The organism is Tengunoibacter tsumagoiensis, from assembly GCF_003967535.1.
Lineage (GTDB): Bacteria > Chloroflexota > Ktedonobacteria > Ktedonobacterales > Ktedonobacteraceae > Tengunoibacter > Tengunoibacter tsumagoiensis.
In genome coordinates, this window is sequence record NZ_BIFR01000001.1 from 3,642,850 (window position 1) to 3,656,976 (window position 14,127).

Annotated in this window: 12 protein-coding genes and 1 pseudogene; 5 read left to right on the forward strand and 8 right to left on the reverse strand. The window is 49.8% G+C overall.

The window, feature by feature from the left end; all coding sequences use genetic code 11:
• Positions 1–31: 31 nt before the first annotated feature.
• The 3 genes and pseudogenes from EL628_RS14305 to EL628_RS14315 all read right to left on the reverse strand — a co-directional run bounded on the left by EL628_RS14305 (position 32) and on the right by EL628_RS14315 (position 2,301).
• Positions 32–1,267 carry an ATP-grasp domain-containing protein gene (locus EL628_RS14305; protein ID WP_245994244.1) on the reverse strand — a complete coding sequence of 412 codons (1,236 nt, stop codon included), beginning with the start codon at positions 1,265–1,267 and terminating at the stop codon, positions 32–34.
• 71 nt (positions 1,268–1,338) lie between these two features.
• Positions 1,339–1,972: pseudogene (locus tag EL628_RS14310) on the reverse strand (RNA-guided endonuclease IscB); the annotation flags it as partial.
• Between the two features lie 47 nt (positions 1,973–2,019).
• Positions 2,020–2,301 (reverse strand): hypothetical protein, encoded by a 282-nt coding sequence (locus EL628_RS14315; RefSeq protein ID WP_126580614.1) that lies wholly within the window; start codon positions 2,299–2,301, stop codon positions 2,020–2,022.
• 198 nt (positions 2,302–2,499) lie between these two features.
• Here EL628_RS14315 and EL628_RS14320 point away from each other — a divergent pair, with 198 nt between their 5' ends.
• From EL628_RS14320 to EL628_RS14340, 5 genes are all read left to right on the forward strand, one after another.
• Positions 2,500–3,174 carry an HAD family hydrolase gene (locus EL628_RS14320; protein ID WP_126580615.1) on the forward strand — a complete coding sequence of 225 codons (675 nt, stop codon included), beginning with the start codon at positions 2,500–2,502 and terminating at the stop codon, positions 3,172–3,174.
• A gap of 153 nt (positions 3,175–3,327) precedes the next feature.
• Positions 3,328–3,861 (forward strand): M67 family metallopeptidase, encoded by a 534-nt coding sequence (locus EL628_RS14325; protein WP_126580616.1) that lies wholly within the window; start codon positions 3,328–3,330, stop codon positions 3,859–3,861.
• Between the two features lie 176 nt (positions 3,862–4,037).
• Positions 4,038–5,309: a zinc-ribbon domain-containing protein gene (locus EL628_RS14330; protein ID WP_126580617.1), complete on the forward strand. Its 1,272-nt coding sequence runs from the start codon at positions 4,038–4,040 to the stop codon at positions 5,307–5,309.
• A gap of 15 nt (positions 5,310–5,324) precedes the next feature.
• Positions 5,325–6,851, forward strand: a complete 1,527-nt coding sequence (locus tag EL628_RS14335; protein ID WP_126580618.1) for a spermidine synthase — start codon at positions 5,325–5,327, stop codon at positions 6,849–6,851.
• Between the two features lie 411 nt (positions 6,852–7,262).
• Positions 7,263–8,591 (forward strand): adenylosuccinate synthase, encoded by a 1,329-nt coding sequence (locus EL628_RS14340; protein ID WP_126580619.1) that lies wholly within the window; start codon positions 7,263–7,265, stop codon positions 8,589–8,591.
• Positions 8,592–8,652: 61 nt separating this feature from the next.
• Here EL628_RS14340 and rsmG read toward each other — a convergent pair whose 3' ends face one another.
• From rsmG to EL628_RS14365, 5 genes are all read right to left on the reverse strand, one after another.
• Positions 8,653–9,387: a 16S rRNA (guanine(527)-N(7))-methyltransferase RsmG gene (rsmG, locus tag EL628_RS14345; protein ID WP_126580620.1), complete on the reverse strand. Its 735-nt coding sequence runs from the start codon at positions 9,385–9,387 to the stop codon at positions 8,653–8,655.
• A gap of 1 nt (position 9,388) precedes the next feature.
• Positions 9,389–11,551 (reverse strand): vWA domain-containing protein, encoded by a 2,163-nt coding sequence (locus EL628_RS14350; protein WP_126580621.1) that lies wholly within the window; start codon positions 11,549–11,551, stop codon positions 9,389–9,391.
• Positions 11,552–11,574: 23 nt separating this feature from the next.
• Positions 11,575–12,978, reverse strand: a complete 1,404-nt coding sequence (locus EL628_RS14355; RefSeq protein WP_126580622.1) for a sigma 54-interacting transcriptional regulator — start codon at positions 12,976–12,978, stop codon at positions 11,575–11,577.
• A gap of 211 nt (positions 12,979–13,189) precedes the next feature.
• The gene (locus EL628_RS14360; protein WP_161975511.1) at positions 13,190–13,624 is read right to left on the reverse strand and encodes a DUF4231 domain-containing protein; all 435 of its coding nucleotides are present in this window, start codon (positions 13,622–13,624) and stop codon (positions 13,190–13,192) included.
• Between the two features lie 16 nt (positions 13,625–13,640).
• Complete coding sequence (locus EL628_RS14365) at positions 13,641–14,093, reverse strand: PGDYG domain-containing protein (RefSeq protein WP_126580624.1); 453 nt, start codon at positions 14,091–14,093, stop codon at positions 13,641–13,643.
• Positions 14,094–14,127 lie beyond the last annotated feature (34 nt).

Sequence of the window (14,127 nt, forward strand, 5' to 3'; positions counted from 1 at the left end):
GCGAGCTCATCAGGAAGCACATGAAAAGTTCTTATACAGCCGGCAACGAGCGATTCAGGAGAGGAATTTCACGTCGAATCTCAAAATGCAGGTGCTGGTGAGCCTGGCGAATGGCTTCCTCAACTGCCTCTGGCGTCTCACCTCGTGCAAAAATAAAACCAAGGTAGCTGGCCCCCTCAGGCAACGGCACCAGTTGATTATGCAATCTGGCTGTGATCTCGATGCCCGTGATAAATGGCACAGCCTGAGCCTCCTCAATCCCATGGACTGAACGCAGGATACCGGCCTTTGGAATAGGGATCATCATCACACCTGCTGCCCCTCCGTCTCGCTCTACTGATGCCAGATCCTCACCTAACGCGTGACGAAGAATGAGTTCTTCTAAACAGATGCCAGATCCAAACTCTAGAACAGTCGAGCAGAGACCTCCAATGGAGCGGCCAGCAATCTCGAGCATCCATGGTCCCTGGTCATTTACCCGAAGCTCAGCATGTACAGGCCCCTCACGCAAGCCCAACGAGCGTGCTGCCGTAGCAACGCACTGCGCAATCGCTTGCTGCATCTCTCCTGACAGACGAGAAGGAGTCACATAGATCGTCTCTTCAAAAAAGGGGCCATCCAGTGGATCAGGCTTATCAAACAGCGTCAGAACTTTAAGCTCTCCGTGAGTGAGCAGCCCTTCTAATGCCACTTCAAAGCCTGGAATAAAATCTTCTACGAGAAACGAGGTCTCGTTCTCACTGTACCCCTCATTGATCAGCAGGCGCTTCAGGCGATGGAAGGCAGACACAAATTCTGGGACCGTATCGGCGCGTATGACGCCTCTACTCCCCGAGAGTCGACGTGGCTTGAGTACACAGGGGAAGCTCACCTGCCGGGCCATCTCTACAGGATCGGCGTGTAACCAGAACTCACGAAAGATTGGGCATGGGGCCCCACCAGCAGACATCAGACGACGCATGAGAAGCTTATCGCGTGCGGCTTCACTGGCATGAGGAGAATTATGAGCCAGACCCAGAGCCACGCTCGCTCGGGCCGCCAGCTCTGAAGCGCTGTCATCCAACGACAGAATCGCCATGAATGGGTGCGTCTGAGCAAAATCAATAATTGTCTGGATCGACGCCTCTACCTGTGAAAAATCTAATCCCAACGGCACATGCCAATAGTCAGACAAGGTCTCAGGAAGATCAATCCCCACCACCACCTCCAACCCCAGGCGCTGAGCGGCGTTCAGAAAAGCGCCCGAACGATAGGTAGCCGGAGTCATTAAAAACAATATGCGCTTACATTCAACTTCAAAGTCCATCATAAAATCGCGTGATGCAGGTACCCCTGACTTCAGACATGGGGAGGAGCATCACGCACTCCCTTCTTTCGTGTACTCATACCCGTCCACCCGGTGGAGACGACGCATGTACTTGGGATGGATATCGGTCTTTCCAAGACGAAAACTGGGACGATACCGGATCGCAATACGCCCCTGAAGGGTGCCTTTGGGGGTCACTGCTTTCACGACATCTCCGGTCCGATAACCCAGATAGGAACCTTTGCGCTCTTTGTGCTGCTTGGGAAATCCGTACCTATCCGTGACACACATCTTGCGCCGTCCATGCCCGGTCGCTTTGACCAGGAGGGGCTTCACTGCCTTGATGATCAGGTGTGCTGGTGTCGATGTGCCCACGCAACAAGCATCTATCCAGTGCTCTTTGGGCAGTTCTCGCAGCGTCCGGTTATATTTCGTCAGCCCGCCGGAACCGCATTCTACGGGCAATCCGATGGCCTTCAAGCGCTCAAAGAGTGCCCACCTTGTGGCATTCACAGCGGCAGCATCCTTTAAAGGAGCTTTCACCTGTGCCTGGATCCGCTTGAGTACATCCGGTTTCTTCTTGAGAAAGTCCTTGATGTCCTGCGTTCCTTTGGCGGTGTTACACTTCTCGCAGGCCAAACACAGGTTAGCTATCCGGTTGGTTCCTTACAACACAACCTGCACATTTGCTACACGCTATCAGCTACACACTGTCAGTCTTGCTCAACATCGACCACAAACCCGAGCGTCTTGAGAGCTGCGGCCAGACCAAATAAGCGTGCATCCCCACGCACTGTCCAGACGAGCTCCGTTGGGACACGGCCATTGGCAGTCTCCCCAGCGCCTTCCCAATAGCATTCGTAGGTCCCTTGCCACTGACGATGTTGCACTCGTCCCTGGTACTCCCATGGTTTCGCCATGGGACGGCGATTATTAAAGCCAAAACCAGAACCCTCTACACTGGAAAAATCTTTGCTGCGAAATAGTATCTTCATACCAAAAACTTTCCATCCACCTTCTTTTTTCTGTGCCATTTTCAGCATCTTTCAGCATCTTTCGGCATCTTCCAGTATACAACCAGGACTGCTAAAGTTATAGGCCCCTGCACAATCAGCTTTTTTGTGATACTGTGTACAAAGGAAAAGAGCCTCTTTTGAGAGAACCATACCAAGAAGAAGTGAGAGAAAGAGAAGATGCCAACACTCGTGTTCTGGATTGATGTTGACAATACCTTGCTTGCCAATGACGAGGTTAAAAAAGTTCTACAGCATCATCTGCAAGTAGAAATGGGCGAGCAGCTTAATACACGCTTCTGGAAGATCTATGAGGAAGTGCGAGAAGAGACCGGGCTTGTCGATATTCCTTTATCACTCAAACGGCTACGAGCAGAGATCCCAGAAGATCAGTTAGATGAACGTACCTATTTACATGTCCATTCGATCTTTGATAATTTTCCTTTTATTAAGGCCCTTTATCCACAGGCGATTGAGACCCTTCATCACCTTAACACCATTGGACAAACAGTGATTGTCTCCGATGGTGATCTGGACTTTCAAGCAGAAAAGATCGTGAATAGCACACTGGCCGAGACTGTCGAAGGACGTGTGCTCCTCTATATTCATAAACAGGAGCATATTCCAGATATTCAAAGGACCTATCCTGCCGATCACTATGTAATGATTGATGATAAACCACAGATTCTGATCGATATGAAAGAGGCTCTGGGTCCAAAGATCACAACGGTTTTTGTGCGACAGGGAAAATATGCCAAAGAGCATCCTAAAAACTTTGCTCCCGATATCAGCGTAGATAAGATTGGCGACCTGCGTACATTTACAGCCGAGCAGTTTTTATATCCCAACCAGTAACGCCAGCTCATCGGGATTGCATAACAGAGAGGGCAAGATGGCATACAACATCTTACCTATCATAACGACCAGTCTGGCGATAAACCGCGAATCGTGTGCGGTTTATCGCCAGAACAGAGAGGGTCCGTGTTTACGACGGCAGGAAGAGGACTTATGGCTCGAGTAGTGATGGAGCAACAGGCCAGAGAGGATATTTTTTCTGATATCTGTCAACGACCGCAGATAGAGGCTTGCGGCATCTTATTGGGCAAACAGAATCAGGCTGGAGATTGGTATATCACAGAAGCAAGGGCACTCAGAAATACTGCTTCTTCGGCAGTCTACTTTGAGTTTGAGCCCGAAGAGCTCCTCATGATGGAGCTACAATATCCGGAACAGATCATCGGTATCTATCACAGTCACCCAACCGGGTATGCATGTGCTAGCGAGACAGATATCAACAATATGCGCCGTGTCAACCTGGAACAGCAGATTCCCTGGGCCTGGTTAATTGTCTGTGGACCCTTTGACAGCACATTTAGAATGGAAGGAGAGCAGAGCATGCATATTATCGCCTATCATTATTATCCAGATCACGGGCTTTGCACACTCAAGATTCAATCTTCCATACAAACAGAACCTTCCACTCATTCATCTCAGAAGGCACAACAGGACTATACAGAGCAGCAGAATAAGAGAATTGGATAGAAACCTAGCCACACTAAATTAAATACGTTATAATGTTTTCGCTGGTGGAAAAGTGTTGTACTGCCGTCAAAACCAAAGGTAAGCGGTAAAAGAACACGCTTGCTGTGCAAAAAAACGACTCTCTTGTAAATCAGAATAGTCACCGCAAAAAAGGGAAAAACAGGAGCGAAAACGTCATGAGATGTTCAAAGTGTGGGAATGAGGTACAACCCGGGGAACTGTTTTGTGGGCAGTGTGGAGCCCCATTCACAGCTCCTGTCTCTCCTCGGGCAAATGTGAGTCCTCATCAATCGCAGGTCCAAAGTGGCCCTATCCCTGTAATCTACCCCAATGGTGTGCCCACGACACCACCCCAGCCTCGCTCACTTTCTCCCCGCCTCCCCAACCAACCTCCACGGCAGCCCTATAGTACCAGATCTGGCTCATCGGCAGGTCATCAGTACCCCTCAATTCCCCAGGCAGGCGCACATGTGCTGAGTGGCCCCAATCAACAGGGCGAATTTTACCACGATTCAACCGCTGCTTTTCAAGTGAACCAGCAGTATTCTGTTATTCCTGGCAGCCAGCCCAGACAGATCTCACAGGCGATGCCAGTCCTTCCCACACATGGAGAACAGAAAGCGTACTCACCATCTCAATCTACGGACCGAACAGCCACCACATCCGGAATAACAGCCTCGCAGAAGGCTCAAACATATCCAGTGAATAATCCAGGTTCTGGTAGCAAAACAAATCAACATCGAACAATCCAGAGACAACCACATAGTGCCATTGTCATGACTATCTGTATCTGTCTGGTCATTGCACTTATAAGCATCATAGGCCTGCTGACCTATATGTGGTCTTTAGGCAATCACAATGGAGATACAGCACAACCATCTCATCCTACTACGCCTGTGACCGGGGCCCCTTCGATTACGCCAACGCAACTTTCTACACCCACGACAGTTGTTACACCGACTCCTTCTCTCGACTCCGGATTTACCTGGTGCTCTTCTACCTGCACGACGGCCGATTTTATGACAGAATATCCCACCAGATGGATCGTGACAACACTTCCCATGCCTGGCAACGGCATGCAGATCAGCAATGCCTCCCAATCCCATACAATGGCAAGCTTTAAGGCAGAATTACCACCAACTAGTACTACTACAGCCAGTGAGATTTTACTGAATGAAATCACGATGAACTATGCAAGAAACCCCGGATATCAGGCCTCAAATTCCAATCAAACAGCGACGATCTGCGGCGAGACCTGGACAACAGCCATCCTCTACTATCAGGATAACGCACAAAAAGAACGGGTAGAGGTCTACGCAACCATCCATAATTCAAAAGCATATGTCATTGCGCTTCAGGCTCCCGATGATCAATTTGATACAATATATAGTCAGTACTATTCAGCGATGCTGAACAAATATCAGTTCTTACCGTCAGGGACTGCTTAGCTTTTTGGAGGCCTGTTGAAATACTTTCTTATTATCCTGGTATTTATCTGTGGTCTGACCAGCCTGGCTCTGGAGATGTGCGCCTCTCGCCTGCTGGGTGCCTATTTCGGTACTTCGCTCTTCATCTGGGGCAACTTGATCGGTCTGATCTTACTCTATCTCACGATTGGCTATTTTGTTGGTGGTCGTCTAGCCGATCGCTATCCCTCGGAGCAGGTGCTCTGCATCATCACTGCGACTGCATCCGTCACTATTGCGCTTATCCCCTTTGTCTGCCAGAGTATTCTATCCTGGTCGGTTACGGGAATGGCCCAGGTCTCGGTCAGTATCTTCTATAGTTCTCTGGTTGGAACGATGCTGCTTTTCGCTCTGCCAGTAACGTTGCTTGGGCTCGTCTCACCCTTCGCCATCCGCTTGCTGGCAAAAGATATTAAGCACAGTGGGCGCATTAGTGGCTCACTCTATGCAATCTCTACGGTGGGAAGTATCCTTGGGGCCTTCTTACCCGTACTCTGGCTTATTCCAACGTGGGGGGTCAGACGTTCTCTCCTTATTTTAGCCACGCTCCTCCTGGCAGCTTCACTCTGGGGACTACGGCCACGCTGGCGTCCCTCTTTCAGTGTGGCCTTCATTCTATTGGCTGTGGTAACGCTGGTCGTTCCTCTGGGGCCGTTGAAGGATATTCCCCATCTAAAATATCAACATGAGTCACTCTACAATTATATCCAGGTCACTGAAGAGTCCGATGGAACGCGGCAGCTTATTCTCAATGAGGGTGAAGCTATCCATTCTATCTATTATCCGCCCACGCAGGATAAAATTCTGACCGGTTGGTATTGGGATTACTTTCTGGCTGCCCCGTATTTTAACCCCGGCTTTACGCCAGATAAACTTCAACGCGTTGGAATTATTGGTCTGGCTGCGGGCACCATCGCTCATCAGTTTACTGAGGTCTATCACCATGTTCCAATCGATGGCGTTGAGATTGATCCCAGTATCGTCGATGTTGGACGCAAGTACTTTGATATGAATGAGCCCAATCTGAATGTCTATGTTCAGGATGGACGCACATTCTTACGCACGACTCAGGAAAAATACGATGTGATGGCTATTGATGCCTTCCAACAACCTTATATCCCTTTCCAGCTTACCACACGCGAATTTTTTGCGGAGATTGCCAGTCATCTCTCTTCTACGGGCGTAGTGACTCTGAACACAGGCCATACAACGACTGATTATCGACTGGAACAGGCCTTTGTGAATACAATGCGCCAGGTCTTTCCAAGTGTCTACGTGTTCCATGTTCCCAATACCTTCAATACTGAGATTATGGCGACTATGCAACCAACTTCGCTGGAGACGTTTCAGAATAACTTGAGCCAGCTCACTCCTGATTCTACTCTCGGTCAGGTAGCCAGTGAAGTTATTCCAACTGTCACCGAGGGCCACGCCGAACCGAATGGGATTGTATTCTCAGACGATCGGGCTCCGATTGAACAGATTACGGATCAGCTCCTGCTCAATTATATTCAGCACTCGTAGCACATCTCGATGTATGAAGAGATCATTTGTTTTGGGAGACAGGCTTGCTGATCTTGCAAGGGTCTGTCTCCTTTCTTCGCTCTCCCTTTTTCCAACCTGTGAGCTCTTTTCTGCTCTCGAGCGTGTATGATTGTCTCGATCTGAACACTTTGGCCCATTGACAGAGCGCGAGATCTCGTCCTAAACTGAGGACATTATTGCTTGTGATAAAAGGATGCTATCACGTGTACAATTCGTATCATACGTGGTATTCTTATGCGGGTCAGACGAATCAGACAGATTATCATTATACTATCTTGTCAGGAACCCAACGACTAAAGCCGGGGGCTTGCCACTCATACAAGCCCACACCTGACCAGTTCTGGCCTGGCAATGGGCAGACGAACCTAGAAAGCTGAGAGGGAATAGATCATGGCGGTAATAGCAGTTATCGGAGCTCAGTGGGGAGATGAAGGCAAAGGCAAAATCATTGATGAACTCTCTATGCGAGCAGACTTTGTGGTGCGTTACCAGGGTGGGAGCAATGCTGGTCATCGTGTTGTTCATGAAAAGGGGGAATTTTCATTCCGCCTTGTCCCATCTGGCATCCTCTACCCGAACACAACATGCATTATCGGAAATGGCGTCGTTGTTGATCCCAGGGCTCTTATTGAAGAGATGGAACAGCTTCGTAATAAAGGCATCGATATTTCGCGTCTTTATATCAGCGATCGAGCTCATGTCATTATGCCCTATCATTTTCTCCTGGATCGTCTAGAGGAAGAGGCCCGTGGCGCGGAAAAAGGTGATCAATCGCAACGCGGAATGGGGCCAGCTTATGTGGATAAACATGCTCGTACTGGAATCCGCATGGCCGATCTGCTCGATGTAGATACCTTTCGCTCCAAGCTTTCTACCATTATTCAGCAAAAGAACCGCATGATCACTCAGATCTATGGCCAGCCCCCCCTCTCGCTGGAAGAGATCCATGGTGAATATTTTGGCTATGGCCTCCAACTCTATGGACATATCGCCGACACACAAAAGATGCTTCATGATGCCCTCTCTGAAAATAAAACTATTTTATTGGAAGGTGCCCAGGGAGCTCTCGTTGATATTGATTTTGGAACGTATCCCTTTGTGACTGCCTCTTCAACCATGGCGGCCAATGCCTCAGTCGGTGCAGGTCTCCCTCCCCGCTCGATTGACCGTGTGATCGGAGTCTATAAGGCTTATATGACCAGGATCGGGAGCGGCCCGATGCCAACTGGCCTCTTTGATGTCGTTGGGGAAACGATGCGCGAGCGCGGAAAAGAGAATGGGAGTAGTATGGGCCGCGAACGCCGCTGCGGTTGGTTTGATGCGGTCGCTGGTCGTTTTGTCGCTCAGCTCAACGGTCTGGATGCCGCTGTGATTACCAAGCTCGATGTACTGGATACCTTCCCCACCATTAAAATCTGTACCGCTTATAACCTCAAAGGGCAGATCATCCATAATCTCCCAGCCACACTCCAGGATCTGGCCGCGTGCGAACCCATCTATGAAGAGGTTGAAGGCTGGCAGTGCAGTACCACGGGAATTAATAGCTATGATGAACTTCCAGCCGCCGCTAAAGCTTACCTCGAACGGCTTGAAGAACTTATTGAAACGCCTCTGGTTATGGTCTCGGTGAGCCCTCAACGCGGTAAAACAGTGGAGATCAAAGATATGCTTGCTGTCCCACCCTACGATCCCCGCTATCCCAAAAATGCTTCTCGATAAGTGTTTCTTTCATGCTATACTAAAAAAACGAATTGAAAAACTATAAGAAAAAGCCACATGGTCACCCAAGTGGCTTTTTCGTCATGTTGGCCCAGCTTCGTGGATACGTTGCCGGGGAGAGCTTCTGCTGTTCCCAGACGAGGATACGCCGCCCATCAGCCAACCCCTGCAGAGTGACTGGTAGATCGGTAATGAGCCGGGCTCCCACCTGGCCTGCTGTTCGCTTACCCTGTTCCAGTTCGAGTGCAAGATCACCTTTCTTTGGGAGAATCAGACGCCCCCCAATACGGCAGAAAGGGGCTCCAGATTCGAGCAGTGTTGCTAAGGCAGAGACGGCTCGTGCCGTGACAATGTCATACTTGCCTCGATACGCTTCTTTATGCGCATACTCTTCTGCTCGACCATGAATCACAGTAATCTCCGACAGATGAAGCTTCTCGATGACATGGCTTAAAAATTTTGTCTTCTTGCCGGTAGCCTCAAGAAGTGTTACCTGCCAATGCGGACGCGCTATCTTCAAGGGCAGGCCTGGAAAGCCAGCCCCTGTGCCGATGTCGATCAGGGTTAGTTCGGCATCAGGAAGAGCTGGCAATAGTGATAATGAATCGAGGAAGTGTTTCTGCAACACTTCCTCAGGATCGGTTATCGCCGTTAAATTTGTATGTTCGTTCCAGGATAAGAGCTCCTGCCGATAGATGAGAAAGGCCTGGCTTAACCTGGCCTCTTCTTCAACCGTCTGGGCCAGACCCAGTTGATGAAGCTCCTTGAGGAACGTTAGTGACAGGTATTCAGACATACTACGATACAATTTTCCGCTTACTATTCAGGTAATCAACCAGTAAGTATTCGCCCAGATTGTCTTTGTCGGCATAGAAGGTCCGACCATGGTTAATCTGAGCAAGCTGATTGACAAAGGCAACCATCCAACTGTCATCATAGAGCATAAAGGTGTTAATAGTGATGCCATCACGAGTACAGCGCTGAACTTCAAGGAGCGTCTGCTTTTCAGCCAGAGCGCTAGGGAACTGAAACTGCCATCCCCCCATGGAATCTTCATACCAGACGGTTGGGCCGCCATCGGTAATCATAATCACCTGCTTATTGACGCCTCGATGACGAGCCAACAATTGGCGAGCGAGCATCAGGCCATGCGCCATATTCGTGCCTCGCTCATTGTCGTACTGGCTCATCTCGAACAGTTCATTTGGTTTGTATTCACGAGCAACAAAGGAGAAACCGATGATATAGAGATTGTCGCGAGGAAACTGCGAACGAATCAGGCTCTCTAACGCAACGGCAACTTTCTTAGCTGCGGGCTGGCATCCATTATAGACCATGCTCAGGCTCATGTCGATCATCAGAACCGTTGAGGATTGCGTGGTAAACTCAGTTCGGTAGACCTCAAAATCCTCTTTGGCCAGATTAACTGGTGTGCCTGTGCCGCGCCGGTGCAAGGAATTCATCAGTGTTTTTTCGAGATCCAGCAAGAAAGGATCTCCAAACTGATAGGGCTTGCTCTCGTCCGTACGCTCGCCGCCAACACCACGGAAGGGGCTCACATGACGACCAAAGCCATCGCGCTTCATCTTGTTAAAGATGTCTTGCAGGGCCTTTTGACCAATCTTACGAATACCACGAGCTGTTAGCTCCCAACGCTTCCCTTTTTTCTGAATATACCCTGCCTCTTCTAGCGTCTTCATCAACTGTTTGAGCTGCTCGACTGATTGATATTCTTCATCGCCGAGAAGCTCTTTCACCTTCTCGCTATCGATGGCATCCAGATTATCCATCCGCCGCGCCTCTTGCATCTGCTCTTCCAGACCCTCCATCTGTTGCATACGTCCCATCATACGCATAGCTTCATTGAGAGGTAAGGATTCATCGCCACGGAACGGGAAACGCGTGCGCATCCGCTCTGATGGAGCTATGGCTTCAAGGTTTTGAGCCAGTTCCATCATATCGACGCGAATGCGATCATCTCCCATGAGCTGTTCCATGAGATCTTGCAGCTCCTGTCGCTGCTCAGGCGAAAGGTTTTCCATAATCGCCTGCATCGCTGCCGCTTGCTGCTGCATCTGCTCAATCAGATCATCTAGAGAGTTAACGCCAGGAAAATACTGACCATGCTTCTGCATAAAGGCATCGAAGTCTGGCTCACGTCCTTCCTGACGCTCGCGCAACATCTTGTTCAGATCTCGAATCATTTCACGCAAATTGGCGAGGTCTTCAGGGGACATATTCTGTAAGGATTGCTGCATACCCTGGAAGAACTGCTGCATCATCTGCTGCTGCAAACCTGACAACAATTCCTGGAACTTCTCGCGGGCCTGATCATCCATAAAGTCATAATCGGTCAGCCCTTTGATCTGTCCCGGCACATCTTTGGGCAGTTCATTGAGGAAGTCTTGCTTGCGTTTAGCAATCATCTCCAACATGCGCTGCTTCTGCTCGGGGGTAAGTCCACCATCGTCGCCCTGACCAGACTGGCCCTGCGCTCCAGCCTGGGGTTGCCCGGATTGACCTTGCTCACCCGCATCAGGTTGCCCTGACTGGCTTTGCTCGCCTGGTTCCTGGCCAGATTGGCCCTCTGGCGATTGCGCTGATGATTGTGAGCCTTTGTCGAGCCGATTCTGAATCCCGTCTCGCTCCAGTTTTTTGATCTCTTCTAGCTTCTCGCGAAGATCATCCATAACGCCAGATGCCATATTATAGCGATTAAGCTGTTCGCGGCGAGAGTTGCGCATGCGTTCCATCATCTCGCGCAGCCCCATGGCCCGCCGACCATCTTCGCCCCGTATCCCCTCCTGCATCAAACGTTTTAATGCCTGTTGCAGATCGCCATTCTCTAGATAATCATCTGAGAGCGCATTCAGGATATCATCGGCATCAAGCCCTTCAATACGCTGCGTTCCATCCCAGCGTGAGTAGCCATAGCGTTTCTTATAAAAGCGTTCAAACATGATGCGCGTCCTTTCAGCCAGGCTTAGCGCCGATAGCGAACTTTTCCGCCCACATCATCCTTATTGAGACGCCGGTTAAGATGTAAGCCCTCGAGAATAAACTCGACCGAAGAAGCAATGGTTGCGGGGCTCCCACGACCGTTGAGCTTATCGATAGCTTTGCTCAATCCACCGACCTTCGACAACTGATTCACATAATCCATAGCGGACATATCATCCCCAACCTGAACGCTCAGACCGCGCTCAAAACCAGCGACCAGTTGCTCAAAATCTCGATTCTCAAAGTACTCACCAAAAACGCTGAGTACGGCGGCATTGATTAATTTCTGGACCACACGATCCTCTTTCACATCACCAACGGTATCCAGCTCGATCTTACCAGAGGTTGAGGCAACGACCGCAGAGAGATCGCTCACGCGTGGGGCAGCCTGACGCTCACCCAGACGCAGCGCACGGCGACAGGCATTGCTCAGAACGTTTTCATAGTTCGTGACGGAGACGCGCACGCTGACCCCCGAGCGCTGGCTGATATCGTTGCTCTTACGAGCCAGATGCGTGATCTCGGCAATAACTTCCTTCATGAAGGGTGGAACCATCACATCCAATCCTTCAGTCACAAAGTGGTTGCTCTCGGTCTCCATAATCAAGATCTCATGCTCAATATCGCGTGGATAGTGCGTTCGGATCTCGGAACCAACGCGATCCTTCAGCGGGGTAATAATACGTCCACGATTGGTATAATCCTCAGGATTGGCGCTCGCCACTACATAAACATCGAGGGGCAGGCGAATTTTATAGCCGCGAATCTGGACATCGCGCTCTTCCATAATATTGAGCAGACCAACTTGAATGCGTTCTGCTAGATCAGGAAGCTCATTGATACAAAAAATCCCTCGATTGGTGCGAGGAATCATCCCATAATGGATCGTTAATTCATCGGAGAGGTAACGGCCTTCCGCAACGCGGACCGGGTCTACCTCACCGACCAGATCTGAGATGGTGATATCGGGGGTAGCCAGTTTCTCTCCATACCGGCGATCCCGTGGCAACCAATCAATCTCTACGGCCTCACCCAGTTCTGCGACCTTCTCACGGCAGGCTTTACAGATGGGGTCATAGGGGCTATCGTTAATTTCGCAGTCAGCAATAACTGGGACTACTTCATCGAGAAGATTCGCAAGGCTGCGTGCCATACGTGTCTTCGCCTGACCACGCTCACCCAGGAAGATAATATCCTGTCCGGAAAGAATGGCATTTTCAATCTGAGGAATGACGGTCTCCTCATAGCCAACGATCCCCGGAAACAGCTCCTCGCCATCACGAATCTTCTGTACGAGGTTTTTACGCATCTCTTCTTTAACAGAAAGCACCTTATATCCACTTTCACGCAACTCGCGGATAGTGCGTGGTCGAGTAGTAATGGTCATTCAGTTTTGTGCTACCTTTCTTCGGGGTTGGCTTCGTGTGATGCATGTCTGGGATTGAGGATTAGTGATCGATCCTGCATGATCCAACGGTACCAAAAACATGTGGAACCATATTTGATTCTACCGCCTAAAGGATGAAAACGCAAGGTCACAGACGGAGGCAAGCTCTCTTATCTCCTGAGATTGATGTTCTACGCAGCTTGCCTGACCTCTAGACTCTTGCCTGACCGCCAGATTTATATATATCAAAGTAAGATGCCCCCTCTGCACTGATGATCTCCTCTGAACGTTGCACAAAAAGAGGAAATGGCTGTGCGACATTGAGATACGGCCCTGTCCCACTCTCAAAATAGACCCGCTCACGCTTTAATAACTCCGAGGAGTGACGAAAAACTTGCCAGCTCTCGCCAAAATGAAACGCGTTATCCACGACTAGCGCCACTGAAACAAGGGCGCTAATGATGATCGAGATCCAGGTTGGGATTGCGACAACACTGAGCAGAAGAGGAACAAGAACTGCTCCAATGGCGCTCACGCAAAGCAACGTGAGATGAAAGTTTTTATAGCGACTGGCACGTTTAGAATAATATTTCTGCTGTGAGCTCCAACGACCTGTTAGATAACGCTCTTCTTTGCTTTCCTGCACTTCCCTTATTGCTCCTTCATTCAGACTCTACGATAGGTCGATAACTTTTTAAAAATATTGCTTGATCCACAATTGCGGTTCGATTACCAGAACGCACCAGATAATCGCCAGCTTTTCCACTTAGTATGTCACCATTACCACGCTGAACCGTAAAGGGCTCGAAGATCTGGCAAGCTTCTCGAACAGAATCCTTTGCGTGATAGGGGAAAAAGCCTTCGGCATCAGCTTCACCAATCGGCTCACAATTGGTTCGAAAGCTCTCTTCTGCGATCGGCCACTCCTCATCTTGCACACCACGCGCAAGATAATCACCTGGCTCAAAGCGCTCAGGGCCTTCTAATGACAGGATAATCCCCTGTCGCTGTTGATAATCCTCAGCAGTTAAACGGCGGGCCCGACCCATTGTTGTCTTCTCATAGCGCTGAAAGGATACTGTCTTCAGCCATTCTGGCGTAATCTCTATTGGCAAGTTCCTACCTCACAGACCGATAGAGGGCCTTTAT

Coding starts and splice junctions, on each gene's coding strand:
- EL628_RS14320 (WP_126580615.1), top strand. CDS start 2,500: ATGCCAACACTCGTGTTCTGGATTGATGTTGACAATACCTTGCTTGCC.
- EL628_RS14305 (WP_245994244.1), bottom strand. CDS start 1,267: ATGACTCCGGCTACCTATCGTTCGGGCGCTTTTCTGAACGCCGCTCAG.
- EL628_RS14340 (WP_126580619.1), top strand. CDS start 7,263: ATGGCGGTAATAGCAGTTATCGGAGCTCAGTGGGGAGATGAAGGCAAA.
- EL628_RS14325 (WP_126580616.1), top strand. CDS start 3,328: ATGGCTCGAGTAGTGATGGAGCAACAGGCCAGAGAGGATATTTTTTCT.
- EL628_RS14350 (WP_126580621.1), bottom strand. CDS start 11,551: ATGTTTGAACGCTTTTATAAGAAACGCTATGGCTACTCACGCTGGGAT.
- EL628_RS14330 (WP_126580617.1), top strand. CDS start 4,038: ATGAGATGTTCAAAGTGTGGGAATGAGGTACAACCCGGGGAACTGTTT.
- rsmG (WP_126580620.1), bottom strand. CDS start 9,387: ATGTCTGAATACCTGTCACTAACGTTCCTCAAGGAGCTTCATCAACTG.
- EL628_RS14355 (WP_126580622.1), bottom strand. CDS start 12,978: ATGACCATTACTACTCGACCACGCACTATCCGCGAGTTGCGTGAAAGT.
- EL628_RS14315 (WP_126580614.1), bottom strand. CDS start 2,301: ATGAAGATACTATTTCGCAGCAAAGATTTTTCCAGTGTAGAGGGTTCT.